The organism is Gordonia sp. PvP123 (genome assembly GCF_040547295.1).
In the GTDB taxonomy this organism is placed as follows: domain Bacteria; phylum Actinomycetota; class Actinomycetes; order Mycobacteriales; family Mycobacteriaceae; genus Gordonia; species Gordonia terrae.
On sequence record NZ_JBEPPN010000010.1, the window covers coordinates 16,250 to 39,817 of the forward strand.

Annotated in this window: 23 protein-coding genes; 16 read left to right on the forward strand and 7 right to left on the reverse strand. The window is 68.0% G+C overall.

Annotation, left to right across the window (positions count from 1 at the left end):
* Positions 1 to 4: 4 nt before the first annotated feature.
* The gene (locus ABIC25_RS19315; RefSeq protein ID WP_354562747.1) at positions 5 to 1,615 is read right to left on the reverse strand and encodes an aldehyde dehydrogenase (NADP(+)); all 1,611 of its coding nucleotides are present in this window, start codon (positions 1,613 to 1,615) and stop codon (positions 5 to 7) included.
* 415 nt (positions 1,616 to 2,030) lie between these two features.
* Between ABIC25_RS19315 and ABIC25_RS19320 the strand changes: the two genes are divergently transcribed.
* From ABIC25_RS19320 to ABIC25_RS19345, 6 genes are all read left to right on the forward strand, one after another.
* A complete protein-coding gene (locus tag ABIC25_RS19320; protein ID WP_101819530.1) occupies positions 2,031 to 2,630 on the forward strand; it encodes a DUF8020 domain-containing protein in 600 nt (199 codons plus the stop codon).
* 272 nt (positions 2,631 to 2,902) lie between these two features.
* Complete coding sequence (locus ABIC25_RS19325) at positions 2,903 to 4,138, forward strand: alkane 1-monooxygenase (RefSeq protein ID WP_248642905.1); 1,236 nt, start codon at positions 2,903 to 2,905, stop codon at positions 4,136 to 4,138.
* The gene (locus ABIC25_RS19330; protein ID WP_064569808.1) at positions 4,135 to 4,305 is read left to right on the forward strand and encodes a rubredoxin; all 171 of its coding nucleotides are present in this window, start codon (positions 4,135 to 4,137) and stop codon (positions 4,303 to 4,305) included. Before ABIC25_RS19325 ends, ABIC25_RS19330 begins: the two co-directional genes overlap by 4 nt.
* Positions 4,302 to 4,481 carry a rubredoxin gene (locus ABIC25_RS19335; protein WP_004019853.1) on the forward strand — a complete coding sequence of 60 codons (180 nt, stop codon included), beginning with the start codon at positions 4,302 to 4,304 and terminating at the stop codon, positions 4,479 to 4,481. The genes ABIC25_RS19330 and ABIC25_RS19335 overlap by 4 nt, the downstream gene beginning before the upstream one ends.
* Positions 4,478 to 5,686, forward strand: a complete 1,209-nt coding sequence (locus ABIC25_RS19340) for an NAD(P)/FAD-dependent oxidoreductase (RefSeq protein ID WP_354562748.1) — start codon at positions 4,478 to 4,480, stop codon at positions 5,684 to 5,686. Before ABIC25_RS19335 ends, ABIC25_RS19340 begins: the two co-directional genes overlap by 4 nt.
* Positions 5,683 to 6,285, forward strand: coding sequence for a TetR family transcriptional regulator (locus ABIC25_RS19345; protein ID WP_004019851.1), 603 nt, complete (start codon positions 5,683 to 5,685; stop codon positions 6,283 to 6,285). The genes ABIC25_RS19340 and ABIC25_RS19345 overlap by 4 nt, the downstream gene beginning before the upstream one ends.
* A 3-nt stretch (positions 6,286 to 6,288) precedes the next feature.
* Here ABIC25_RS19345 and ABIC25_RS19350 read toward each other — a convergent pair whose 3' ends face one another.
* Positions 6,289 to 7,773, reverse strand: coding sequence for a phospholipase D-like domain-containing protein (locus tag ABIC25_RS19350; protein WP_354562750.1), 1,485 nt, complete (start codon positions 7,771 to 7,773; stop codon positions 6,289 to 6,291).
* Positions 7,774 to 7,974: 201 nt separating this feature from the next.
* Here ABIC25_RS19350 and ABIC25_RS19355 point away from each other — a divergent pair, with 201 nt between their 5' ends.
* The 7 genes from ABIC25_RS19355 (at position 7,975) to ABIC25_RS19385 (ending at position 15,513) form a co-directional block, all read left to right on the forward strand.
* Entirely contained in the window at positions 7,975 to 8,538 is a 564-nt protein-coding gene (locus ABIC25_RS19355) for a CHAP domain-containing protein (RefSeq protein ID WP_239401212.1), read from the forward strand.
* Between the two features lie 5 nt (positions 8,539 to 8,543).
* Positions 8,544 to 9,176 carry a DUF2461 domain-containing protein gene (locus ABIC25_RS19360; protein WP_354562881.1) on the forward strand — a complete coding sequence of 211 codons (633 nt, stop codon included), beginning with the start codon at positions 8,544 to 8,546 and terminating at the stop codon, positions 9,174 to 9,176.
* A gap of 165 nt (positions 9,177 to 9,341) precedes the next feature.
* Entirely contained in the window at positions 9,342 to 10,793 is a 1,452-nt protein-coding gene (locus ABIC25_RS19365; protein ID WP_354562752.1) for an FAD-binding oxidoreductase, read from the forward strand.
* Positions 10,790 to 11,785 carry an antibiotic biosynthesis monooxygenase gene (locus tag ABIC25_RS19370; RefSeq protein ID WP_354562753.1) on the forward strand — a complete coding sequence of 332 codons (996 nt, stop codon included), beginning with the start codon at positions 10,790 to 10,792 and terminating at the stop codon, positions 11,783 to 11,785. Before ABIC25_RS19365 ends, ABIC25_RS19370 begins: the two co-directional genes overlap by 4 nt.
* Positions 11,786 to 11,795: 10 nt before the next feature.
* On the forward strand, positions 11,796 to 13,049 hold the full coding sequence (locus ABIC25_RS19375; protein ID WP_435529110.1) for a multidrug effflux MFS transporter: 1,254 nt from the start codon (positions 11,796 to 11,798) through the stop codon (positions 13,047 to 13,049).
* 44 nt (positions 13,050 to 13,093) lie between these two features.
* Positions 13,094 to 14,491 carry an amidohydrolase family protein gene (locus ABIC25_RS19380; RefSeq protein WP_354562757.1) on the forward strand — a complete coding sequence of 466 codons (1,398 nt, stop codon included), beginning with the start codon at positions 13,094 to 13,096 and terminating at the stop codon, positions 14,489 to 14,491.
* A gap of 89 nt (positions 14,492 to 14,580) precedes the next feature.
* Positions 14,581 to 15,513: a putative antibiotic biosynthesis monooxygenase gene (locus tag ABIC25_RS19385; RefSeq protein WP_354562758.1), complete on the forward strand. Its 933-nt coding sequence runs from the start codon at positions 14,581 to 14,583 to the stop codon at positions 15,511 to 15,513.
* Positions 15,514 to 15,520: 7 nt separating this feature from the next.
* Here the strand turns inward: ABIC25_RS19385 and ABIC25_RS19390 are convergent, their stop codons facing one another.
* Positions 15,521 to 15,928, reverse strand: a complete 408-nt coding sequence (locus ABIC25_RS19390; protein WP_354562759.1) for a YchJ family protein — start codon at positions 15,926 to 15,928, stop codon at positions 15,521 to 15,523.
* A 95-nt stretch (positions 15,929 to 16,023) separates the two neighbouring features.
* Here ABIC25_RS19390 and ABIC25_RS19395 point away from each other — a divergent pair, with 95 nt between their 5' ends.
* The 3 genes from ABIC25_RS19395 to eutC all read left to right on the forward strand — a co-directional run bounded on the left by ABIC25_RS19395 (position 16,024) and on the right by eutC (position 18,673).
* Complete coding sequence (locus ABIC25_RS19395) at positions 16,024 to 16,251, forward strand: dodecin (protein ID WP_033203881.1); 228 nt, start codon at positions 16,024 to 16,026, stop codon at positions 16,249 to 16,251.
* A 212-nt stretch (positions 16,252 to 16,463) separates the two neighbouring features.
* Positions 16,464 to 17,873: an ethanolamine ammonia-lyase subunit EutB gene (locus ABIC25_RS19400; protein ID WP_354562760.1), complete on the forward strand. Its 1,410-nt coding sequence runs from the start codon at positions 16,464 to 16,466 to the stop codon at positions 17,871 to 17,873.
* The gene (gene eutC / locus ABIC25_RS19405) at positions 17,870 to 18,673 is read left to right on the forward strand and encodes an ethanolamine ammonia-lyase subunit EutC (RefSeq protein WP_354562762.1); all 804 of its coding nucleotides are present in this window, start codon (positions 17,870 to 17,872) and stop codon (positions 18,671 to 18,673) included. Before ABIC25_RS19400 ends, eutC begins: the two co-directional genes overlap by 4 nt.
* A gap of 50 nt (positions 18,674 to 18,723) precedes the next feature.
* On the opposite strand, the gene ABIC25_RS19410 is transcribed toward eutC, so the two are convergent.
* The 4 genes from ABIC25_RS19410 to ABIC25_RS19425 form a co-directional block, all read right to left on the reverse strand.
* A complete protein-coding gene (locus ABIC25_RS19410) occupies positions 18,724 to 19,029 on the reverse strand; it encodes an SHOCT domain-containing protein (RefSeq protein WP_004019838.1) in 306 nt (101 codons plus the stop codon).
* Positions 19,030 to 19,071: 42 nt separating this feature from the next.
* On the reverse strand, positions 19,072 to 19,542 hold the full coding sequence (locus ABIC25_RS19415) for a DUF6325 family protein (protein ID WP_004019837.1): 471 nt from the start codon (positions 19,540 to 19,542) through the stop codon (positions 19,072 to 19,074).
* A 49-nt stretch (positions 19,543 to 19,591) separates the two neighbouring features.
* Positions 19,592 to 21,421 carry an AMP-dependent synthetase/ligase gene (locus tag ABIC25_RS19420; RefSeq protein ID WP_354562764.1) on the reverse strand — a complete coding sequence of 610 codons (1,830 nt, stop codon included), beginning with the start codon at positions 21,419 to 21,421 and terminating at the stop codon, positions 19,592 to 19,594.
* Between the two features lie 108 nt (positions 21,422 to 21,529).
* The gene (locus ABIC25_RS19425) at positions 21,530 to 23,515 is read right to left on the reverse strand and encodes an ABC transporter ATP-binding protein/permease (RefSeq protein WP_354562765.1); all 1,986 of its coding nucleotides are present in this window, start codon (positions 23,513 to 23,515) and stop codon (positions 21,530 to 21,532) included.
* Positions 23,516 to 23,568: the final 53 nt, after the last annotated feature.

Below are 23,568 nucleotides of genomic sequence, written 5' to 3' on the forward strand. Positions count from 1 at the left end.
TGGTTCAGTCGCGGATGAGTTCGCCGTCGACACGGCGCCAGATGTGTTCGGGGTTGCCGTCGGCGATCGGCCGCGGCAGCAGTGACGCCGGCACGTCCTGATAGGCCACCGGTCGCAGGAATCGCTCGATGGCGAGCGATCCGACGCTGGTGGTTCGGCTGTCGGAGGTGGATGGATACGGTCCGCCGTGCACCATCGCGTGTCCGACCTCGACACCGGTCGGCCATCCGTTGAACAGGATCCGGCCGGCCTTGAGTTCCAGCGCCTCGAGCAGGTCGCGGGCATCCTCGTGGTCGGAGTCCGCGGCGTGGACGGTCGCGGTGAGCTGACCTTCGAGCTCCGCGGCCACCTCCCGCACCTGCTGCAGGTCTCGACAGCGCACGACGAGGCTCGACGACCCGAAGATCTCCTGCTGCAACGTCGTCGACGCGAGGAAGGTCTCGGCGTCGGTGCCGAAGAGCGCGGCCCGACAGGTGTTCGGCCCGGTCGACTCCTCGGACCGGGCGAGAACGTCTGCGGCGGAGACGAACTCGTCAACTCCGGACGCATAGCTCGCGGCGATGCCCGGGGTCAGCATCGGCGTCGGCGTCGACGACGAGATCGCTTCGGCGGCCCCGGCGACGAAGGCGTCGAGGCCGGGGCCGTCCACGGCGATCACGAGACCGGGGTTGGTGCAGAACTGTCCCGATCCCATCGTCAGCGAGGCCACGAACGCACGGCCCAGGCCCGCCGCGTCGTCGCGCAATGCACCGTCGAGCGGGAAGACGGGGTTGATCGAACTCATCTCCGCATACACCGGGATTGGTTCGGGACGCGAGGCGGCAGCGGCGACGAGAGCTGTTCCGCCCGAACGTGACCCGGTGAATCCCACCGCCTTGATGTGCGGGTCGGTGACGAGTGCGATACCGAGTTCACGGCCGGTGCCGTACAGCAGCGAGAACGTGCCCGCGGGCATACCGGTGGCGGCAACCGCATCGGCGATCAACCGTCCGACCAGTTCCGAGGTACCGGGGTGGGCATCGTGCGCCTTGACCACGACCGGACATCCGGCCGCGAGCGCCGACGCGGTGTCGCCGCCGGCGACCGAGAACGCCAGCGGGAAGTTGCTGGCGCCGAACACCGCCACGGGACCGAGCGGGATCTTGCGCTGCCGGATGTCCGCACGCGGCAGCGGCGTCCGGTCCGGTCGCGCGGGATCGATGCGCGCTCCGTGCCAGCTGCCCTCGCGCAGCACCGAGGCGAAGAGGCGAAGCTGACCGGACGTGCGGCCGACCTCACCGGTGATCCGGGCGGCCGGGAGCCCGGTCTCGGCGACAGCACGCTCCACGAGGACGTCCGTTGCGGCGTCCAGATTGTCGGCGATCGTCGAGAGGAACTGCGCACGATGCTCGGAGGCGGTCGCGCGATAGGGACCGAAGGCGGCCGCGGCGGCGGCGGTGGCACGAGCGACGTCTGCTTCGTCGCCGTGTGCGTACGCGGGCAACAGGCGCCCACCGGTGGTCGGGTCGATGCCGTGTACGGCACTCCCCGAACCGGTCACCCGCTCACCGGCGATGATGAGCTGACCGGTCAGGTCGTGCGTGGTCAGCGGTGCGGGTCGGTGCGCAATGGTCATCGTGGTCCCATCCCTTGTGAGTTGGCGTCTGCCGAGATCGCCGCGCCGTGGTCACGCCCCGAGCGATGTCGTCTGCTCTCGATCGGCGGCCGCGGTCGGCGTCGGCCTCGCCCTGAGTTCGGCCTTGTCACGACCGTAGGTCCGGCCATTCATTCATGTCCAAGTCAATTACTGACGCCATCAATGCGGGTGGTGCATCGATCCAGGTGAGTGATTCACGAGGGGACGAGACGATGCGCATCTTCGGTGTCATCCGGCCGGCCCACGCCGGGGCTCAAGCCCGCCCTGCGACGACGGGCAATGAGACAATCACAGCGCCGAACCCGACATAACGCACATGCGCCGAGCCACGGCGGATGTGCCGATCGTCGGACCGGGCACACCACCCACTCGACGAAAGCGGAATCCAGAACCGATGAAGCGCATTCGCCTCCTCGCCATCATGGCCCTGGCCATCTCGGCACTGACCATCTCCTTCGGCACCGCCAACGGCGCCCCCGCGCCTGCCGCGCCGTCCCACCACTCGAGCGCCTCCGCCGACGGAACCTCCATCATTTCCCAGCTGCGCAACGCGACGTTCGTCGCGGGCGAGCAGGAACTCCGGGTCGTCGACGCCCGCGGACAGACCATCGAACGGATCGGACTCGTGCTGCCGTTCGACGGGGCCGCGGTCCCGATGCGCGCGCAGGTCTCCGCCGATCGCACCCAGGCGACGTTCACGCCGATCCTCTCCCCCGAGGCGCGTGCGGCCATCGCGGCCGGCGTCCACCCGGCATCCGCCAAGAAGGACCGGGCCTACCAGCAGATGATCTGGCACATCACCAACGGCTGGAATCGCGGCGGCAACGTCACCACCGCGATCGGCGCGCTCGCCGGACTCGTCATCGGCTGCATCGTCATCGTCGGCTGCGTCTGGGGCGCGGGCGTCGGCGCTGCCATCGGCGCGGTCATCGGCATCAACAACGGCGACCCGCGTGCGGGACAGTCGATCCTGAACTGGATCAACACCCCGTAGCAGCACCGAAGCCCGACACGCGTGGGCATCGACACGAATCCCCGACCCTGATCTCCAGGGTCGGGGATTTCTGTTGTGACCCGGCCCCGCCGGCAGCGATCCGCGCACAGTCAACGCATATCAACGCACAGTCGACGGAAGCCGCGAAAGCCGCGACTCCGGAACCCTCCCGGCGCTCGCTTTACAAATTGCCCTGATTGTCTAGACAACGGACATTGTCTCGGTTAATGTCCAGTGCTGTACATCACAGCCCCGTCCAGACAGGAGTGCGCATGAGTACCGCACCGACCCCGCCCGCCGCGGACGACTCGCCCGTCGAGTGGAAGGACCGGAAACGCCATCTGTGGCTTCTCGGCCTGATCCCACCGACCTCGGTCTTTCTCGCGATGCTTCTCGTCGCCGGGTTCAATGCCATCGGCCACGGCCTCGATGTCGTGTCACCGGTGTGGTGGTGGATCGGGCCGATACTGGTCTACGTCCTGCTCCCCATCCTCGACGTGTTCTTCGGGCCCGACGGTTCGAACCCGCCCGAGGAGCTGATGGAGCAGCTGGAGAACGACAAGTACTACCGCTACTGCACCTACATCTACATCCCGTTCCAGATCGCGAGCCTCGTGATGGCCTGCTACCTGTGGACGGCTGACGACCTCGGCTGGCTCGGCATCGACGGCGGATTGGGCCTGGCGTCGAAGATCGGGTTGGCCCTGTCGATCGGCGCGATGGGCGGGATCGGGATCAACACCGCCCACGAACTGGGCCACAAGAAGGACGACCTCGAGCGCTGGCTGTCGAAGATCACGCTCGCCCAGACCTTTTACGGTCACTTCTTCATCGAGCACAACCGCGGCCACCACGTGCGGGTCGCGACGCCCGAGGACCCGGCCAGCTCGCGGTTCGGAGAATCGTTCTGGCGCTTCCTTCCCCGCAGCGTCTGGGGAAGTCTGAAGTCCTCGGTCGAACTCGAACGCAAGCGACTCGAGCGTGCGGACAAGCCGTTCTGGCACCCGAGCAACGACGTCCTCAACGCCTGGGCGATGTCGATCGTGTTGTGGGGTGCGCTCACGGCGATCTTCGGCTGGGAGATCCTGCCGTTCCTGGTGATCCAGGCCGTGTACGGCTTCTCGCTGCTGGAGACCGTGAACTATCTCGAGCACTACGGTCTGCTCCGCCAGAAGACCACGACCGGTCGCTACGAACGATGCACTCCGGAGCACAGCTGGAATTCCGATCACATCTGCACGAACATCTTCCTGTACCACCTCCAGCGGCACAGCGATCATCACGCGAATCCCACCCGGCGGTACCAGACCCTGCGCAGCTTCGACGGTGCCCCGAACCTGCCGAGCGGGTACGCGAGCATGATCACGCTCGCCTACTTCCCCCCGGTCTGGCGGCGCGTGATGGATCGGCGGGTGCTCGACCATTACGACGGTGACGTCGAACGCGTCAACATCGCACCGCACCGCCGCGAACGCGTCCTCGCCGAGCACGGGGTGTCGCCGCGATGAGCACATTCCGTTGTCCGGTCTGCGATTACGTCTACGACGAGGCCGCCGGCGCGCCCCGTGAGGGCTTCCCGCCCGGCACCGCGTGGGCCACCATCCCCGACGACTGGCCCTGCCCCGACTGCGGGGTTCGCGAGAAGATCGACTTCGAAGGAGTGGCAGTACGATGAATTTCAAGCTTTTCCGTTGCGAGGTATGCGGTTTCGAGTACGACGAGGAACTCGGCTGGCCGGAGGACGGCATCGAACCCGGCACACGCTGGGCCGACATCCCCGACGACTGGAGCTGCCCGGACTGCGGGGCGGCGAAGACCGACTTCGAGATGGTCGAAGTGGCGCGTCCATGAGCGCCGTTCGCGTCGGTGACTCCGGGAGAGACGTGTCGGTGGTGATCGTCGGCACCGGTGTCGCCGGCATCACCGCCGCGGAGACACTGCGTGGCAACGGTTTCGACGGGACGATCACCGTCTTCGGGGAGGAGCCACATCTCCCCTATCGTCGAACGGCGTTGAGCAAGAACCTCGTCGTCGGCGACCTGTCGGACGCCAAGATCACGCTTCGTCCGCCCGGGTACTGGTCGGAGCGGGGCATCGACATCGTGACCTCGACGCGAGTCGTCGACGTCGACACCTCGTCCCGCCTGGTCCGCCTCGCCGACGCCACCGAGGCCGGTTATGACGCGCTGGTCCTGGCCACCGGCGGACGTGCCCGGCAATTGCCCGGCGGGTCGTCGTCCCCATTTTCGTTGCGCACCCGGCGCGACGCGGAGGGACTGCGGGAGGCGATCGCGGACGGACCGGTGGTCATCGTCGGCGGCGGACTGATCGGTCTGGAGATCGCCGCGGCCGCGGCGACCGCGGGTGAGGGGTCGCAGGTGACCGTGGTCGAGCGCGGATCGTCGTTGCTGTCCCGGGTCGTCCCGGCGTCGGTGGCCGAGGCGGTGGCGACCCTGCACCGTGAACGCGGTGTACGGATCCTCACCGGCGCGGAGCCCATCGCACTCGGCGCGCAGACGGTGACACTCGCCGACGGGCAGACGCTGACGGGGACGGTGATCAGTGCGGTCGGAATGGAACCCGAGCTCGACTTGGCGCGCAGTGCCGGACTTTTCGTCGATTCGGCCGGTGTCGTCGTCGACGATGCGCTCCGCACGGGGGTGCCCGGTGTCTATGCGGCCGGTGATGTCGCGGCGCGTCCGCATCCGTTGACGGGGGCACCCATGCGTGCCGAGCAGTGGCTCACGGCGACCGAGCACGGCAGACTGGTCGCCATGACGATCGCCGCCGACCTCGGATCGGGCGCCGACACCTCGGTTCCGGTGCCGCGAGTGCCACTGGCCTGGACGATGCAGTACTCCACCAACATCCAGGTCGTCGGGTGGCCGACCTCCGGGGACCGAGTCGACGTCGAACTCGTCGACTCCAGCTCGGTCGTCCGGACCTTCGCGGGTGATCGACTGGTCGGGGCGGTCTGTATCGGACGGGGTGCATCCGGGCGCGCGCTGCGCGCCGAGATCGAGTCCTCGCTCCAGCCGGCCGGCGTCGGCGGATGACGACACGAAACTTCGCCCAGGACAGCAGGGCCCTCCTCCGCAACTCCCTGCTCGACGGACTACACGACCTGCTGCTGGACCGGGATTGGGCGGCGGTGCGCATGTCCGACGTCGCCGCCGCCACCGGAGTCAGTCGTCAGACCGTCTACAACGAGTTCGGGTCACGCTATGGCCTCGCCCAGGGCTACGCGGTCCGGTTGGCCGGTCGTTTCGCCGGCCACGTCGCGGACTCGCTGGCCGGTTCCGTCGACGACGTCACCGAAGCCCTGCACAAGGGCTTCGGTGAGTTCTTCGCCGGGGTCGCCACCGATCCGCTGATCGCGTCGCTGCTGTCCGGCGAGGCCAAACCCGATCTGATGAAGTTGATCACCACCGATGCCGCACCGATCATCACCACCGCGGCCGACCGGCTGGCCGATGCCTTCCGCCAGTCCACCTGGCTGACGATGGCGGAGTCCGACGTCGTGCGTATCTCACGCGCGATCACCAGGATGGCCCTGAGCTACATCGCCATGCCGCCGGAGGGCGATCGGGATGTCGCCTCCGACCTCGCCGCCATCATCGCCCCGGCCATCGAGGTGGCCCGCGCACGGGTCTGACGGTCAGCCGCGCAGGAGGCTCCGCGTGCCGCGCCGGATGACCGCGCGATAGATCCGGTCGATGGTGCCGACCCGTGCGTCCTCGGGGTCCACGAGTTCGTTTTCCGCGATGACCGATTCTTCGCCGTCGATCGTCTCGCGATCGAAGGCCTCGAGTGTCCGGCCGGGGCCGGTCAGCCCGTCGATCGCCCTCACGAGCGAATCCGCCTGAGCCACGGCCTCGTCGAATACCCGGTGCTCGACGCCCAGATGCTCGGACAGCAAGCGCGTACGCATGGACAGGATCGTCGACCGCAGGGTCCGGTCCGCCGGATCACGCGGATCGGCTTCGATCGCGACGTCACATTCACTGTCGAATCCCAACGACCGGTTGTTGAGGTTCGACGACCCGATGCGCAGGAGGACGTCGTCGACGATCAGCACCTTGGCGTGCACGTAGATCGGGTCGCCGTCGGCGGTGACCGGATAGTAGGCGCGGAATCGGTCGTACTTGTCGGCGCGCCACAGCAGTTGCAGGAGTTTGTGCCGCGCACCATCCATCGCGAGTCGCTCGACCGGGCTGTCCGCATGCCGAGGCAGCACCACGACGATCTCGGGACCGTCGGGCTCGGCGAGGCGTTCGGCCAGCGCATCCGCGACCTCCCGGGCCGCCAGGTACTGACTCTCCACGTAGATGGTCCGTTGCGCCGCAGCGAAGGCCGCGCGATAGAGGCGACGGATCTCCTCGACCTGGGGCCGGGCGTCGTACTGCGGAATCGTCCGCGCCACCGCAACGTCGCAGTCGGTGAACGTGACGTCGAGATCCGCCGGCCAGATGTCGGGGCCGTCCGTGTCGACCAGGGGCTTGAGACACTCGCCGGTGGCTGCTTCCCAGCGGTCGAGGGCGACGGACGCGACCACACGCGCGGCGTCGCCGTCGAGCGCAACGGTGACGTCGTGCCACGGCCCATGCGGCCGGCCGTCGGGATCTCGACGAAAGTCGTTCTGCGACAGATGCTCCGAGGTATCCCAGCGGTCCACGGTCATGTCGATGCCGCCACAGAAGGCGAACTGGTCGTCGATCACCGCGATCTTCTGGTGGTGGGCGGCCGAGACCGGGTGCGCGGCGTCGATCCGATAGTGCAGACGGCGACCGGTGAGCAGATCCTGGACGAACGGCGGTGCGACCCCGCGCAGGATGCCGGTGAATGCTCCGGTGCTCCAGCGCAGGACGTGGATCTCCAGCTCCGGACGGGTGTCGATCAGCCACCGTAGGAAGTCGCCGAGCACATCGGGGACCTCATCGTCGGTGGTCGTCGGGTCGAGTCTGATGCGGGTGTCCACATCCCACCCGATGAGCACGATTCGTCGCCGTGCCTGCAACAACGACGACTTCGCATGCAGAAAGTAGTCCGCCGCATCGACGATGCAGGCCACGCGGTCCGCGGTCGCGATCTCGCGGCACGTGTCCCCGGCACGCAGGATCGGCTCGTGAGCTGACTCGTCCACCGCGTTCACTCCTCGCATCGCCTCGGGCCCCGACCGGCGTCCATTGTGCCAAGGCACCGTGGCGCCCGCGCGGGCGAGGCGGGTCGCCGCCGGGCTGCGCGCCGGATGCCTACACTCGTCGAGGTGACCGCCGACCCGACTGCCGATCGACCAGAGGACGCTGCCGAGCACGCGCGCCCGACGCGTCGGGGCGGCCGGCGCATGGCGATCGCGGCGGCGCTGGTCGTGGTCGTTCTCGCCGGCGTCGGCCTCGTCGCCTGGCGGACCGTGCCCGAGCGGTGGTTGCCCTGGGACACCGCCGAGTTCCCCGAGGTCGACGCATCCGAGCTCACGCCGGGGCAGGTGCGGGTCGTCGAAGCGGTGCGGCGCGAACACGCCGCGCAGCGCCCGGGGACGTTCTTCTCCGAGGGCGCCGACGAGCCGTGGTGCGCGAACTTCGTCAGCTGGATCATGCGGGCGGCGGGCAGTCCGCTGGCCAACCCGCATTCCGGCCACTGGCGCATCCCCGGCGTGTACACGCTCCAGGAGTACTACGAGGCCGAGAACCGGTTCGAGGCCGTCGGCGACCACGCACCCCGGGTCGGGGACGTCGTGCTCTACGACCGGTCGTCGGGATTCGGTCAGCACACCAACATCGTCGTGGCGGTCGACGGTGAGACCGCCGTCACGGTGGGCGGCAACGAGATGGGGCGCATCCGGATTCACTCGCTGGACTGGCGGTCCGACGGTGGTGTCGTCGGTTTCGGTCGTGGCCTCCCCGGATGACGGCGATGGACTTCACCGGTTTCCCCGAGGCCGCACTCGACTTCTACGACGACCTGGAGATCGACAACTCCAAGGTGTTCTGGGAGGACCACAAGGACGTCTACCGCTCGGCGGTCGCCGAGCCCATGAGGGCCCTGACCGACGCGTTGGCCGACGAGTTCGGTCCGGCCAAGATCTTCCGGCCACATCGCGATGTCCGGTTTTCGAAGGACAAGACGCCGTTCAAGACCCATCAGGGCGCGTTCGTCGCCGTGGCCCCGGCCACCGGGTACTACGTCCAGATCGGCGCTCCGGGTGTCCGGGTCGGCGCCGGCTTCTACGAGGCGTCGCCGGCCCGGCTCGCCGAGCTGCGGAAGTCCATCGACCACGACCGCAGCGGACCGGAGCTCGAGAGAATTCTCCGGCGGCTCACGAAGGACGGCTGGGAGATCGCCGGGGACCGGCTCAAGACCGCGCCACGTGGATACGACGTCTCCCATCCGCGGATCGAACTGCTCCGCCACCGGTCGCTGTCGGTCGGCCGGGACTACGGATTCGACGAGATCATCCACTCGCCGGAACTCGTGGATCGCATACGCCATGACTGGCGGGTGACGGTCCCCTTCGTCGAGTGGACAGCGGTCCGCATGAACAGCTGACGCCGGACCGCTCGGGCGGTTCGTGCTGGTCCACCCGGACCAATTCACGACGAGTTCTCCGGTTTGGCGCGCGCATGCGGATGCGGCGGGGTGATACTTGCGCCGACCGCGTCCGAGATCACACCCAGCGTCTCGGACGATCACGAGTACCGGGGCGGACGGCCGATGACGACCCTTTCCGACGGCATCGCCGCCGAGGTCGACGCCGCGCTGGCGGGGCGCGTGCATCGACCCGGGTCCGCCGGATATCGAGAGTCACTGTCGCGCATCTTCTTTCCCGACGCGTCCCGACGCACTCCGCCATGTGTGGTGCACCCCCGGGACACCTCGGACGTGGCCACGGCCATGCGGATCGTCTCGGCCGGCGGTGGTCGCGTCACCGCCCGTGGGGGCGGACTCAGCTCCACCTGCGTCGACGACTCCGCCGTGCTGATGGACCTGTCGGTTCATCTCACCCGGATCGACGCCCACGACGACCGCGTCCGGGTCCAGGGCGGCGCCACCGTCGGCGCGGTGCTCGAGGCACTGACCGGGTCCGGGCGGGTCATCCCGGTGGGCATCGTCGGTCTGGCCGGGTTCGGCCTCGCCACGCGCGGCGGCGTCGGATACCTCACGCGGAGCGCCGGACTCACCGTCGACCATCTCGTCGAGGTCGAACTCGTCCGGCCCGACGGCGAGGTGGTCCGGCTCGACGCGGACAGCACGGGCACCGAGGCCGACCTGTGGCGGGCGGTGCGCGGATGCGCCCCGAGCTTCGGCGTGGTCACCGCGGCGGAACTGCGCACGGTGGCGCAGGGCCCGGTGCACATCGACCGTGCGGTGGTCGAACTCGATGCGCTGGCCGACTACTTCGCGGTCGCGCCCACACTCCCCCGACACTCGACGATGGGCGCGGTCCTCGGGTACGGCGCCGATGACGACGAGCCCGCGCTTCTGGTCTACACCGCGTGCCGTGGTTCCCGGGCGACCGACCTCGCCGAGGCACGCGAAGCCACCGACGCCGTCGTGGCCGGTTCCGCCCGTCCGCCCCGCTTCCGGTCGCAGACCACGGGTCGCTATCTGAGCGGGTTGCCCGAATTCGCGCACCCCGGTCCGGGCGGCACCGACCCGCCGCCCATCCGGGCAGCCGACCCTGACACGTCGTCGGAACGCGGGCATTTCTTCGGGAAGTCGGTGTTCGTCGGTCCGACGCTCGGGGACGACGTCGCCGACGGATTGCGGAACGCGATCACCGCCGCCCCGACCCGGGCGTGCCGTATCGATTTCCAGCACACCGGCGGCGCCCTCGCCGACGTCGACGACGCGAGCACCGCCTTCTGGGGCCGTGGCGCGGAGTGGAACGTCCCGCTGAACGCCATCTGGTCCGACGACGCCGCCACCGATCGGTGCGAGGCCTGGGCCCGCGCCGCCCTCGACGCTGGCCGCGGACACCATCGGCGTCTACAGCGTCGAACTCCGTCCCGGATTCGCCGAGACCGAGCGGGAGACCGAAGCGGCATTCGGCGGCAATCTCGCGCGACTTCGACGACTGCGGGACCACATCGACCCCGGTCGGGCACTGGGGGTTCTGCCGCTCTGATCGCCCACCCGCCCGAGACCACGCCGGAGGACCCATGACCAACGAGATCTCCCGCCCCGAGACGGGGCGGAAGTCCGGAGCCCCCGAGGGCGCCGCGACCCTCATCATCGGCCAACGCGTCCATCCGGGTATGGACGATCGCTACCGGGAGTGGTTCGGGAAGATCGAGACCGCGGCGGCCCGGTTTCCCGGCTTCGTCGGCTCGAAGCTGCGGGCGCCGGATCCCAGCCAACCGGACTGGACGGCGATCTACGGATTCGACTCGGTCGGCCACCTCCAGGACTGGCTCAACAGCGCCGCCCGGCTCGACCTCGTCGACGAGGGCAAACCGCTCTTCGACGGTCCGGCCACCGCCCAGGTCCTGGCGCCGGGCACCGCCGAGCCGGAGACCCTCGTCACCGTCGTGGTGTCGCACCGGGTCGCCGAGTCCAAGGTCGACGACTTCCTGGCGTGGCAGCGACAGGTCGACGCCGCCGAGCACCGTTTCCCCGGCTTCCGCGGCACGGAATTGTTCCGGCCGGTCCCCGGCGTCCAGGAGGACTGGACGATCTCGTACCGCTTCGACACCGCCGAGCACCTCGACGCCTGGCTGACATCCGGTGAGCGTGCCCAACTCCTCGCCGAGGCCGAGGACTTCGGCGACTTCACCCTTCGCCGGATCGACCACTCCTTCGGCAACTGGTTCTCCCACGGCGGGGATGACGCGCCACCTCCGTCGAATGTCAAGACCTCCGTGGCGGTCTGGGTCGGCCTCTACCCCACGGTGGTGTTCCTCACCCTGATGACGGCGCCGCTGGGAATGCCGTTATGGCTGGGCATGCTGATCGGAAACCTGTTGTCCAGCTTCGCGATGAGTTATCTCACGATGCCGTACTACGTGAACCGGGTGCTCGGCTGGTGGCTGCAACCGAAGTCGACAGCGCCTCAACCCCGGACCAATCTCCGGGGCGCGCTGCTCATCATCGCGCTGAACGCGGCCTGGGTCGCGATCTTCTACCTGATCACGGTCCAGTTCTGGACACTCCCGTGAGTGCGTCGCCGTGACAACCGGTGTCGCCGGGCCTCGCCCCGGTCGGACCGTGGGCATCCTCCTGTGCGTTGTCCCGCTCAGCCAGATCCCCCTCGACATCTACACGCCGGCGATGCCCGACATGATGACCGACCTGTCCTCCACCTCGACGGCCGTCCAGGCCACCGTCACCGCCTACATGGTCGGTCTCGCAGTGGGTTTCGTACCCGTCGGGGTGCTGGCCGACGCGTGGGGGCGGAAGCGGGTTCTGACAGCCTGCATGGGCGTGACGATTGTCGCCAGCCTCGCCTGTGCGGCGGCGACGACAGTGCCGATGCTGCTCGGTGCCCGCTTCGTCCAAGGACTGGGCGCATGCGCGTGCATGGTCCTGAGTTACGCCGTTGCCGCCGACTGTTTCCGCGGCAGGAAACTGACCTCGGTCGCCGGATTGCTGGGTGCCGCCTGGGGTCTCGCACCGGTCATCGCGCCGGCCGTCGGCGGTGTGCTGGCCCAGTTCCTGATCTGGCGGCTCATCTTCGTCCTGATCGCGGCGATGACCCTCCTGGTCGGCATCGTGGTCGTGATGGCCCTGCCCGAGACGCTCGCCCCGGGCGACCGTGTCCCCGTCGATGTGCGCGCCACGTCCCGGACCTCCGTCTCGATCATCACCCACCCCGTCTTCGCCTGCTTCGTCGTCGTTTTCGGGTTGATGGCGGCGGCTCAACTCGCCTTCGGCGTCGCGGGCCCGTTCCTCTATCAGTCCGAGCTCGGATTCACGCCGGCCGCATACGGTCTGATCGCCCTGTGTGTGGGCGCGGCGAATCTCGTCGGCGAACTGGCGTGCAGCTACTTCGCCACCAAGACGTCGACGCGTCGGCTCGCGTACGGCGCCTTCGTCCTGTTCGGCGCCGGCACCGCGGTGATCCTGACATCGGCACTCACCGTCGGTTCCGATGCGTGGGCCCTGACGATCGGTGCCGCGCTCGCCCTGGCCGGATGCGGCATACTGTGCCCGCAGATGTACGGCCTCGCTCTGGGACTGTTCACCAGGAACCTGGGGCTGGTCGGCGGGATCGCCACCGCCGCCTCGTATCTGATCGTCTCGGCGGCGTTGACCCTCGTGGGCGTCCTCCCCGAGACCTCTCCCGCTCCGCTGGGCTGGTTGTACGCCGGCTGCGGACTGGCCGGGGTCCTCCTCCTCGGGTGGGCGACGTCGGCCCGACACCGAACCGACCACCCGACCATCCCTCAGACGCCGAGACTCACCGACCCACAACGCCTCTGACCTCCCGAACGCAACGACCGCACCACATCAACCGAGGAGCACCGATGACCGACACCGTCCACTACGGGCACATCTTCCATCTGGCCGGCAGTCCGGCCGTCACCGAGGCGGTCGACGCACTCGTCTCGATACCCGACGGGGCGCTGGTCGTCGGCGACGACGGCACGGTCAAGTTCGCCGGCGAGAAAGCCGATGTCCCGGACGAATTCGCATCGGCGGAGTCCCACGACCACCCCGGCGGGTACCTCATCCCGGGTTTCGTCGACACCCACATCCACTTCCCGCAGACCTACGCCGGCGACTCCTACGGCGGCGGGCAGCTGCTCGAATGGCTCAATCTCTGCATCTTCCCGTCCGAATCCAAGTTCGCCGACCCCGAATTCGCCCAGGCCGCCGCGGTCGAGTTCACCAGGCGTCGGGTCGCCGCGGGGACGACCGCCATGATGGTGTTCGGTTCCGCCTTCCCCCACGCCCAGGACTCCCTGTTCACCGAGACCCAGAAGGCCGGACTGCGTATCGTGGCCGGCCGCGGAATCCAGACCGTCGGTGGTGACACCGCCAAGCCGCTGCTGACCTCGGAGGAAGAGGCGATCCGCCTCACCAGGGCCGAGATCGACAAGTGGCACGCCGCCGACACCGGCGACCACCGCACCGCGTTGCTGCACGTCGCGATCGTGCCGCGGTTCTCCCTGTCGGTGACCACCGAGACGCTGAAGAACCTCGGCGACCTGTACGACGAATACCGGGACCGAGGCGTCTACGTCCACAGCCACCTCAACGAGAACAACCGACCCGGAACCGGGGAGGTCGACACCACCAAGGAGGTCTACCAGGTCGACTCCTACCTCGACACCTACGACGGCAAGTTCCTGCCCGGCTCGCAGGTCGGCGGCAAGAGCCTGCTCGGTCCACGGACCATCCTCGCGCACTGCGTGCACTGCCAGGATGCGGAGCTGGCGCGCATGGCCGAGACCGGCACCTCGATCTCGCACTGTCCGGTGTCCCAGTTGTTCCTCGGGTCGGGCACGATGCCGTGGAAGCGCACGGTTGCGGCGGGTGTGAACATCTCCGCCGGAACCGATTTCGGCGGCGGCGACGAATGGCTGATCCCGCGCGTCCTCGGCGACGCGTTCAAGCAGCACATCACCGAACCCGGAGACGCCGGGGTGTCGATGCACCCGGCCGAGATGCTGTTCATCGGAACCGTCGGGGGCGCCCGCGCGCTCGACATGGAGGACCGCTTCGGCAACTTCGATCAGGGCAAGGAGGCCGATTTCCTCGTCATCGAACCCGTGGACGTCCTGAAGTCGACGCTGGACAACGCCGTCCGTTCCGACGACGCCGATCTCGCTCGCGACCAGACTCTGTTCGGCCTGTTGATGGGCCTCCGCGAATCATCCATCGCCGAGGTCTACGTCCAGGGGCGTCGGGTCACCGTCTGACCGGCCACCGGAACTCTCCCCGGCAGGAGACGACGATCGTCACCACACACGACGCCACCGACACCGCAGGCACCACCGCGATCATCGCGGTGTCGGTCTTCCACGCCGGCACCAGCGGCGATTTCGCGGAGTGGGCCGCGACGCTGGCCGCCTCGGCCACCGATTCCGCCGGCTGCCTGGGCGTCGCGATATCGGCGGTGACCGACGGACATTTCGATCCGGCGGTCGCGACCACGTTCGTCGACGAGGACGCCCTGGACCGGTGGCTCGCCGGTCCGGGACACCGGTCTGCGCTCGAGGCCGGACGAGCGCGCGGTTGGCTACCGGCGACGCCCGTCCTCGAGCTCGTCGACGGACAGTCGCCGCCGCCCGGAGTCGGCGCGTTCCGGCACGACATCGTCGCCGGCGCGGTCGGCGACTTCGTCGCGGCGCAACACGTGTTGACCGATGCGGCAAGCGGCTTCGGCGGCTACGAGGGCACCGCCCTGTTCGTCGACGACGAGCGCGAGACGTCGCTGTCGGTGTTGCGGTTTCGCACGGACCGTCAGCTGGCGGCCTGGGTGTCGTCGAGCCGACGCAGCGAAGCCCTCGCCGGGCTGCGTTCGAGTCTCACCCACGATTTCGAGACGATGGCCAGCACGACGGCCTTCGGCACCACCGTGCGCACCGACCGCGGCCGGATACTGCAGACGCCGAACTGGAAGTCGGCGATGATGGTGCTGCTGGTGCTGTACCCGACGGTGATGACACTGTCGAGGTTCCTCGGCCCGACCCTCGATCGCCTCGGCGCGGAACCGTGGCTGGCGCTGTGGCTGAGTCAGGTGGTCAGCGTCTCGCTCATGCAGTGGTGGCTGATGCCGTGGGCGTCCCGCCCCTTCCGGCGGTTCCTCGATCCGGTCGACGGGAACAACTGGCGCAGCAACATCGCCGGAGCGGGCACGATCCTGGTGCTCTACCTGATATGCCTGACGGTCTTCGCCAGCGTGACGTGGCTGCAGTTCTGGGATTTCGCCGACGCCTGAGTGTTTGTCAGTCGACGATCCCGTCCAGGTAGACCCATCGACCATCGAGTCGCATGAAACGACTGCGCTCGTGCAGCGATCCCGGTTCCGGTCCTCGTCGGTAGTACGCGGTGAAGGTCACCTCGCCCTCGACGTCGAAGGGTGATCCGGCAGCTGTCGACTCGATGTCGAGGCGATACCAGCGCATCGACTCGTCCAGATCCAGCGTGTCGGGGCGGGTGTCGGGATGCCAGCTGACCAGCAGATGGTTCCGATCTCCGAGCGCGAAAGCGGTGAAACGCGAACGCATCAAGGCCTCGGCGGTCGGTGCGGGGCGCTCACCGGCGAGAACGGGTCCGCAACAGTCGCCGAGGACGAGACCCGACAGACACGGGCACCTCGCGGAGACGTTCCGGTTTACCGATTCACTGGTCACCTCTCGATCTTAGGGGTAGACAGGAGGAGCGGCCGTCCGCGCTTCGGACCCACCGCACCCCACGCCCGAAGGTTCTCATGATTGGAGCGGTTCCCTTGTCGGACAACGTGTATCGAGTCATCGAAGTCGTCGGGTCCTCGGCCTCCGGCACCGATGACGCCATCCGGAATGCGATCACCCGCGCCTCGTCGACCGTCAACCATCTCGATTGGTTCGAGGTCACCGAGACCCGCGGCCACATCGAAGACGGTCAGATCGCCCACTTCCAGGTGACGCTGAAGGTCGGCTTCAAGATCGAAGGCTCCGGCGACGCGACACCGTGATCGCCACGGCGCGTTCCACACGGCGGATCTCACCGCGTGAGGAACGCGCCGGGCCCGGAGGCCCACCGGTCCGTCATCGCCGTCCCCGACCCGCTGCGGCGGTCGAGGCGCGCCGACGGCCCCGTCCGCGTTCGGCGTGCGCCTCTTCGACACCGAACCTAGACTTCGGGGACCATGATGCGCGACCACGTCCCTGGGGGCCGAAGTATCCGATGAGGTACCACCAGACCATCGCCGGTACCACCCATGAGTTCGACGGCCTCGTCGAGCTGATGGCGAAGGCGACGCCGCGCCGGTCGGGAGACGAGCTCGCCGGTTGCGCCGCGGAGTCCGATGCCGAACGAGCAGCTGCCGCATGGCAACTCGCTGACGTACCGCTGAGCCGGTTCCTCGACGAACCCCTGGTGCCGTATGAATCCGACGAGGTGACCCGACTCATCGTGGACACCCATGACCGGGCCGCGTTCGCCGAGATCGCCCACCTGACTGTCGGCGGGTTCCGGGACTGGCTGTTGGAGATCGCCCCACGCGCCGACGCCGCCGACCGGCTCTCCCGGATCGCCCCCGGACTGACGCCGGAGATGGTCGCAGCAGCGTCGAAGATCATGCGGAACCAGGACCTGATCCTCGTGGCCGCCGCGGCGAGGGTGACGTCGGCCTTCCGCACCACCATCGGGCTGCCCGGCCGGATCGCCACGCGCCTGCAACCCAACCACCCCACCGACGATCCCCGGGGTATCGCCGCGGCCACCCTCGACGGGCTCTTGATGGGATGCGGCGACGCGGTCATCGGGATCAACCCGGCGTCGGACTCACCGCGAGCGACCGCGGACCTGCTCCACATGCTCGACGACATCCGGCAGCGTTTCGAGATCCCGATGCAATCGTGTGTGCTCTCCCATGTCACGACCACCGTCGACCTCATCGAGCAGGGTGTACCCGTCGACCTCGTGTTCCAGTCGATCGCGGGTACCGAGGGCGCCAACAAGGGATTCGGGGTGACGCTGGACATCCTGCGCGACGCCGACGAGGCGGCACGGTCACTGCGTCGCGGAACCGTGGGCGACAACGTGACGTACCTGGAAACCGGTCAGGGATCGGCACTCTCGGCCGGCGCGCACCTCGGCGTCGGCGGCAAACCGGTCGACCAGCAGACCCTGGAGAGCCGCGCGTACGCGGTGGCGCGCGTGCTGAAACCACTGCTGATCAACACCGTCGTCGGGTTCATCGGTCCCGAATACCTGTACGACGGCAAACAGATCATCCGTGCCGGACTCGAAGATCACTTCTGCGGCAAGCTGCTCGGGCTCCCGATGGGCGTCGACGTCTGCTACACCAACCATGCCGAAGCCGACCAGGACGACATGGACACGCTCCTCACGTTGCTCGGCGTCGCCGGGGCCGCGTTCGTCATCGCCGTGCCCGGGGCGGATGATGTGATGCTCGGCTATCAGAGCCTGTCGTTTCACGACGCTCTCTACGTGCGTGAGGCACTGCACCTTCGGCCCGCTCCCGAGTTCGAGTCGTGGCTGGCCCGACTCGGCATGACCGATGGCGACGGTCGGGTTCTACCGGTGGACCCCGGCGAGTCTCCCCTGCTACCACTGACGGCCGGGCGATGACCGCGGACCGGCCCGCATCCGCCGACGAGGCGCAGCACCCCGACCCGTGGGCCGAGCTGCGCCGGACGACCCAAGCTCGTATCGGACTCGGCCGCGCGGGCAATTCGCTTCCGTCGCGGCGGGTCCTCGAATTCCAGGCCGCCCATGCACTTGCGCGCGACGCCGTGCACGAACCGCTCGACGTCGACGAGTTCGCCCGTGGCATCGGCGAACTCGATCTCGATGCCCCGATCGTGGTCACCAGTCGGGCGGCGACACGCAGCGAGTACCTGCGCCGGCCGGATCTGGGCCGGGTACCCGACGACCTCTCGCAGGTGCCGCGCGCCGACACCGAGATCGGGATCGTGCTGGCCGACGGACTGTCGCCGCGGGCTCTCGCCGACCACGGCCACGGCCTCGTCGCGGCCCTGCTGCGACAGTTCGACGGCCGCTACTCCATCGCGCCGCCGGTCATCGCGACCGAGGCACGCGTCGCCCTCGGCGACCACATCGGCGAGGCCCTCGGCGTCACCACCCTCATCGTGATCATCGGCGAACGTCCCGGCCTGTCGGTCGCCGACAGCCTGGGGATCTACCTCACCCATCTCCCCCGGCCGGGGCGGGCCGACTCGGATCGCAACTGCATCTCCAACATCCACCCACCCGACGGCCTGCAGTACGACGTTGCGGCGCGGACGACTGCTGCACTCATCGACGGCGCCCGCCGACTCGGACGATCCGGGGTCGCACTGAAAGACATGTCGCGCACGGACGCCCTCGAGCAGATCGACGACGCGGAGGCACTCACGCCCGAGTCGTAAGTGCCCCTGCGGTGGCCGCGAACCTGCTTCCCACTGGGCAGCGGCGAACTTCAGGTCCCCAGGATCTTCGCCTTCTGCGCGGCGAACTCGGCCTCGGTGAGGATGCCCTGCTGGTAGAGCGCGCCGAGCTCCTTGAGCGCCGAGATCGTGTCCGTCGGGCTCGGCGTGGGCGCTTGCTGGGGCGGTTGTTGAGGCGGCTGGGAGTACTGGGGCTGGGCATACTGCTGCTGCGGGTCCTGTGCGGCACCTTGCTGTGCCCACCGGCTGGCCTGGCGACGGGACACCCGGTTGCTCACCGCTGTCGCGGTGCCGGAGATGACCGCGGTGCGGGCGACACCGCGAAGAAGTCCTGGCATGTTCTGTCCTCTCGAGATTCAGGTCGGTTGTCGAGGTGGCGGTTACGCGGTCGGCGCGGCCGGGGTCGCCGCGTCGGCGGCATCGAGTTGGGCGAGCAAGGCGTTGACCGGTATCCGTCCCGAAGCGACGAGCTGTCCACCCCCTTTTCGGACGGCCGTGGCGAACGGAGCAGCCCATGCGTTCTCCCACACGAGGACCGCCGCGCTCGACCCCGGATCGATCACCGTGGCCGCCTCGGCGAGGTCGGAATCGTCGAGCAAGGAGGTCGCCGCGCCGTCGAAGATCGCGAAGTCCGCGCCGAGGGAGTTGATCTCGAGCCGGGCCACCGTTCCGTCGGCGTCCTTGGTGATGAAGACGATGTCGATCAGCCGCACGATCCCGCGGTCGATCAGATCGATCAGATGTGGAAGTGCCTCACCAGTCGGCTGCTTGCCCGTCCACTCGACCACGATGTAGTCGATGGGTCCGAGTTCGCGATCGGCCGTCTGGTCGACACCTGCTTGGTCGTCCAATTCCTTCTCCCTGTCTCATGCCGGCGATGTGACCTCATCGAGGCCCCGATCACGACCGCAGGTCGACCACCGACCGTCCGGGTTGCGCCTGATACAGCTCACCGATCTCATTCGCGTACTTTGTCGCAATCGGCTTGCGGCGCAACTTCATCGTCGGGGTGAGCTCGTCGCCGCCGGGGTCCCAGGCGGTCGGCACGATGGTAAATCGCTTGACCTGCTCCACGCGGGACAGTGACTGATTTCCGGCACGAATTGCGACCGCAACCTCGTCCACCACCTCAGGATGTGAGGACAACTCGGTCAGATCGGCGCCGGAGAGATCGAGCTTCTTGGCACGCGCGGCGGCGGCATCCGGATCGAGCACCACGAGCGCCGACACATAGGGCCGGGCGTCGCCGATCGCGGCCACCTGACCGATGAGCGACGACGCCGCCTTCATCGCGTTCTCGATGTTCGTGGGCGACATGTTCTTTCCCGACTCGTTGATCATGAGTTCTTTCTTGCGGTCCACGATGGTGACATTCCCGTCGTCGTCGATCGTCGCGATGTCACCCGTCGACAGCCATCCGTCGGCATCGATGGTCTCGGCGGTCTTGTCGGGCTGTTTGCGATAACCGCGCATCACCACCGGCCCCCGGACGAGGAGTTCACCGTCGTCGGCGAGTTTCACCTCCATGCCGCGTACCGGAGTGCCGACGGTACCTATCCGGAGATTGTCGCTGGTCGTCATCGTCGAGACGCCGGTTGTCTCCGACATCCCCCAGACCTCGAGCACCGGGATACCGAGCCCCAGGAAGAATGTCAGGACCTCGGGCGGAATCGCGGCGGCACCCGAGCCGGCGAAGGAGACCTGATCCAGCCCCAGTGCGGTGCGGACCTTGTGCAACACCAGACGGTCCGCGAGGCCGTGCGCGAGGCCACCCGATCTCTTGCCCTCGACCCGAGCCTGCGCCGTCGACGCCCCGACCCCGAACGCCCAGCCCGCGAGCGCCTTCTTCACCGGACTGGACTCCTCGGCCAGCTTGGCCTCGATGCCCGCGCGGATCTTCTGCCACACCCTCGGCACGCCGAAGAAGAAGGTCGGGTGCACGTCGGGAAGTGCGGCGGCGATCTCGCGGGGATCGGGCACAGTGGTGATCTGGATACCGCGCATCATGTTGGCCGCGTGCGACGACACCCGGTCGGCGATGTGCGCCGCGGGCAGGTACGAGATGGCACGGTCGTCGAAACCCGCCTGCACGATCTCGGCGAGCGCAGCCATCTCGGCGACGATGTTGCGATGGGTGATCTCGACACCCTTTGGCGGACCTGTGGTTCCCGAGGTGTAGATCAGGGTGGCCAGGTCGTCGGGCTGCACCGCCTGCCACGACGCGGTGAAGTCGAAACCCTCCGGTGCCGGCGTCTGTTCGACGTCGGCGAGTGAGACGGCACCCGTGGCCACTCCGTCGACGACGACCGTCGTGGACACCGCGGTGTTCGCTGCGGTGAGCACCGGGAGGAACACCTGCTCGGTGACGACGACGGAGTTCTCCGCGTTCCCGAAGAGATACTCGATCTGTTCCGGCGAACTCGTGTTGTAGATCGAGAACGGAATCGCGCCGAGGTGGAGCGCGGCGGCGTCCACCAGATGGAACTCCGGACGGTTGGTCAGCATGATCCCGACGGTGTCGCCGCGCTTGACGCCCAACGCCGCGAGACCCCCGGCGATGGCCTCCACCCGGCGCGCGTACTCGGCCCAGGTGATCTCCTGCAACCCGCCGACGGTGCGGAGCGCGATGGCGTCGGGGCGCACGGTGATCGTCTGCTGGAACGCGGCGGGAAGCGTCGCGACGGCGACGCCGGTCTGGTGGGGAAACGTGATGGTCTCTGCAGCGGTCATGACAGTCCTCGACTTGCCGGAGTGATGTGTCGTACGTCACAGTAGCGAGTGAGGACGTTTGTCACGACCGGTTCCGCCGAACGGTAACCGGTTGGCAAAAATCCCAGATCAGGACTGTTTGTCGAGCGAAGGACCGTCTGTCAGCGACTCCAGGTTCCAGCCTCCGCCGCCGGTCAGTTCGAGCAGGTCGGTGTGATGCTGATCGGTCGTGCTCCGGTGACTGACCGAGACCAGGATCGTCTCCGGCAGCTCCGTGCGGATCAGCGAGTACAGCGAGAACTCCAGACCCTCGTCGACCGCCGAGGTCGCCTCGTCCATGAACACGGCCTGCGGACGGGTGAGGAGGATACGAGCGAACGCGACGCGCTGCTGCTCGCCCGGCGAGAGCACCTTGACCCAGTCCTCCTCGTCGTGGAGCCGGCCGACGAGGTGCGGGAGGAACACCTTCTCCAGCGCCGCCTTGATGGCCTCGTCCCCGACGTCGTCGGGTAGCGCCGGGTAGGCGACCGCGGTCCGCAGGTCCCCCAGCGGGATGTAGGGCATCTGCGACAGGAACAGGGTGTGTTCGCCTGGCGGGCGGGCGAACTCGCCATCGATGAACGGCCACAATCCGGCCAGGCCGCGAAGCAACGTGGTCTTGCCCGACCCCGACCGTCCCTTGACGACGAGGGCTGCGCCGGGAGCGAGTGACAGGGTGAGCGCACTGATGAGTTCGTCGCCGCTCGGGGTCTTGATGTCGATGTCCGACAGTGCAACGGCGCGTTCCCGATCCACGGTCGTCACCTCGGGCAGGTCACGCGAGCGCGAATCGGCGTCGGCGAGTCCGTCGAGACGGATGATCGATGCACGAAGCGCCGTGAAGTCGTCGTAGGCGTTCCGGAAGAACGAGAGGGCATCGTGCATCTCGCCGAAAGCGGATGCGGTCTGCGTCATGTCGCCGAGTTTGATCTGACCGTCGAAGAAGCGAGGCGCCTGGACCAGATAGGGGAACACCGCCGCCAGTTGCGACGCGCTGAAGTTCCAGCCGACGAAGGCCAACTGCACATGGATGATCTGCCAGAAGTTCTTGACGACCGCACGGAACCTGGTCATCAGATTGTTGTGTTCGACGCGCTCGCCGCTGTAGAAGGCGACGTTCTCGGCACCGTCACGGATGCGGACCAGGGCGTAGCGGAAGTTCGCGGTGAGGCGCTCGCGCCAGAAGTTCAAGCGGATCAGCGGACGTCCGATGGCGAACGCGACAACGCTGGCGACGAGGACGTAGACCAGCACCAGCCACATCATCATCCGCGGGATCTCGACACCGAACAGGGTGACCGGACCGGACAGGTCCCACAGGACCATCGAGAAGGACACGATCGAGGCGCACGCGGGCAGCACACCGTTGGTCGACACACCACCACCGCCCCAGAACAGCGACGAGCCGACGGATGCCAGATTCGTGATGTCCGCCTCGATACGTTGATCGGGGTTGTCGACGCCGGGGTGGATGTCGGCGGCCCGGCGCCGCGGTTCGGCTTTGCCGCGTCCGAAACGTCTGCGCCGCAACAACCCTGCGCTGAGGTCCACGAAACGGTTGCGGTAGAAGGCGCGGCCGGCCATCCAGTCGGCGGTGGCGCCCTCGGTCAGCCAGTAGCGCAGGCGGATGTCGAACGCCGCGCCCACGTAGATCTCGACCATCGTGCGGACGACGTGGACCGCGGCGAGGATGCCGAAGATCGCCATCGAATGCCAGAACGCATCCTCGCCGATCCGGAGCATCTCGGCACCCTGCGGCCCGCCCGCGGCGATCCCCTCCGCCGAGGTCTGCAGGGAGGTGTACAGATCGTTGCTCCAGTAGCTGAACAGGACGCTGAGGCGCACCCCCAGCAGCGACAGGAGCGTGAGCGCGACGACGAGTCCCCACGCCTTCAACCGGGTCGCCCGGCCGGTGAAGAACCCGCCGATCACCCGCCACAGGGGCGCACCCCACCGGCTGAACCGGGAGAGCAGATATCCGATCACGAGGACCGCCACGGCAGAGATCGCGAACGCGATGGCCAACCATTTCAGACTGGCCCACACCTCGTTGCCCCAGTCGATGCTGTACTCCACGCACTCTCCTCGCTACGGACGCCACGACGGGCATCCCGGTTCACCATCGCCGA

Coding starts and splice junctions, on each gene's coding strand:
- ABIC25_RS19315 (WP_354562747.1), bottom strand. CDS start 1,615: ATGACCATTGCGCACCGACCCGCACCGCTGACCACGCACGACCTGACC.
- ABIC25_RS19320 (WP_101819530.1), top strand. CDS start 2,031: ATGAAGCGCATTCGCCTCCTCGCCATCATGGCCCTGGCCATCTCGGCA.
- ABIC25_RS19325 (WP_248642905.1), top strand. CDS start 2,903: ATGAGTACCGCACCGACCCCGCCCGCCGCGGACGACTCGCCCGTCGAG.
- ABIC25_RS19330 (WP_064569808.1), top strand. CDS start 4,135: ATGAGCACATTCCGTTGTCCGGTCTGCGATTACGTCTACGACGAGGCC.
- ABIC25_RS19335 (WP_004019853.1), top strand. CDS start 4,302: ATGAATTTCAAGCTTTTCCGTTGCGAGGTATGCGGTTTCGAGTACGAC.
- ABIC25_RS19340 (WP_354562748.1), top strand. CDS start 4,478: ATGAGCGCCGTTCGCGTCGGTGACTCCGGGAGAGACGTGTCGGTGGTG.
- ABIC25_RS19345 (WP_004019851.1), top strand. CDS start 5,683: ATGACGACACGAAACTTCGCCCAGGACAGCAGGGCCCTCCTCCGCAAC.
- ABIC25_RS19355 (WP_239401212.1), top strand. CDS start 7,975: ATGGCGATCGCGGCGGCGCTGGTCGTGGTCGTTCTCGCCGGCGTCGGC.
- ABIC25_RS19360 (WP_354562881.1), top strand. CDS start 8,544: ATGGACTTCACCGGTTTCCCCGAGGCCGCACTCGACTTCTACGACGAC.
- ABIC25_RS19365 (WP_354562752.1), top strand. CDS start 9,342: ATGACGACCCTTTCCGACGGCATCGCCGCCGAGGTCGACGCCGCGCTG.
- ABIC25_RS19370 (WP_354562753.1), top strand. CDS start 10,790: ATGACCAACGAGATCTCCCGCCCCGAGACGGGGCGGAAGTCCGGAGCC.
- ABIC25_RS19380 (WP_354562757.1), top strand. CDS start 13,094: ATGACCGACACCGTCCACTACGGGCACATCTTCCATCTGGCCGGCAGT.
- ABIC25_RS19400 (WP_354562760.1), top strand. CDS start 16,464: ATGAGGTACCACCAGACCATCGCCGGTACCACCCATGAGTTCGACGGC.
- eutC (WP_354562762.1), top strand. CDS start 17,870: ATGACCGCGGACCGGCCCGCATCCGCCGACGAGGCGCAGCACCCCGAC.
- ABIC25_RS19410 (WP_004019838.1), bottom strand. CDS start 19,029: ATGCCAGGACTTCTTCGCGGTGTCGCCCGCACCGCGGTCATCTCCGGC.
- ABIC25_RS19420 (WP_354562764.1), bottom strand. CDS start 21,421: ATGACCGCTGCAGAGACCATCACGTTTCCCCACCAGACCGGCGTCGCC.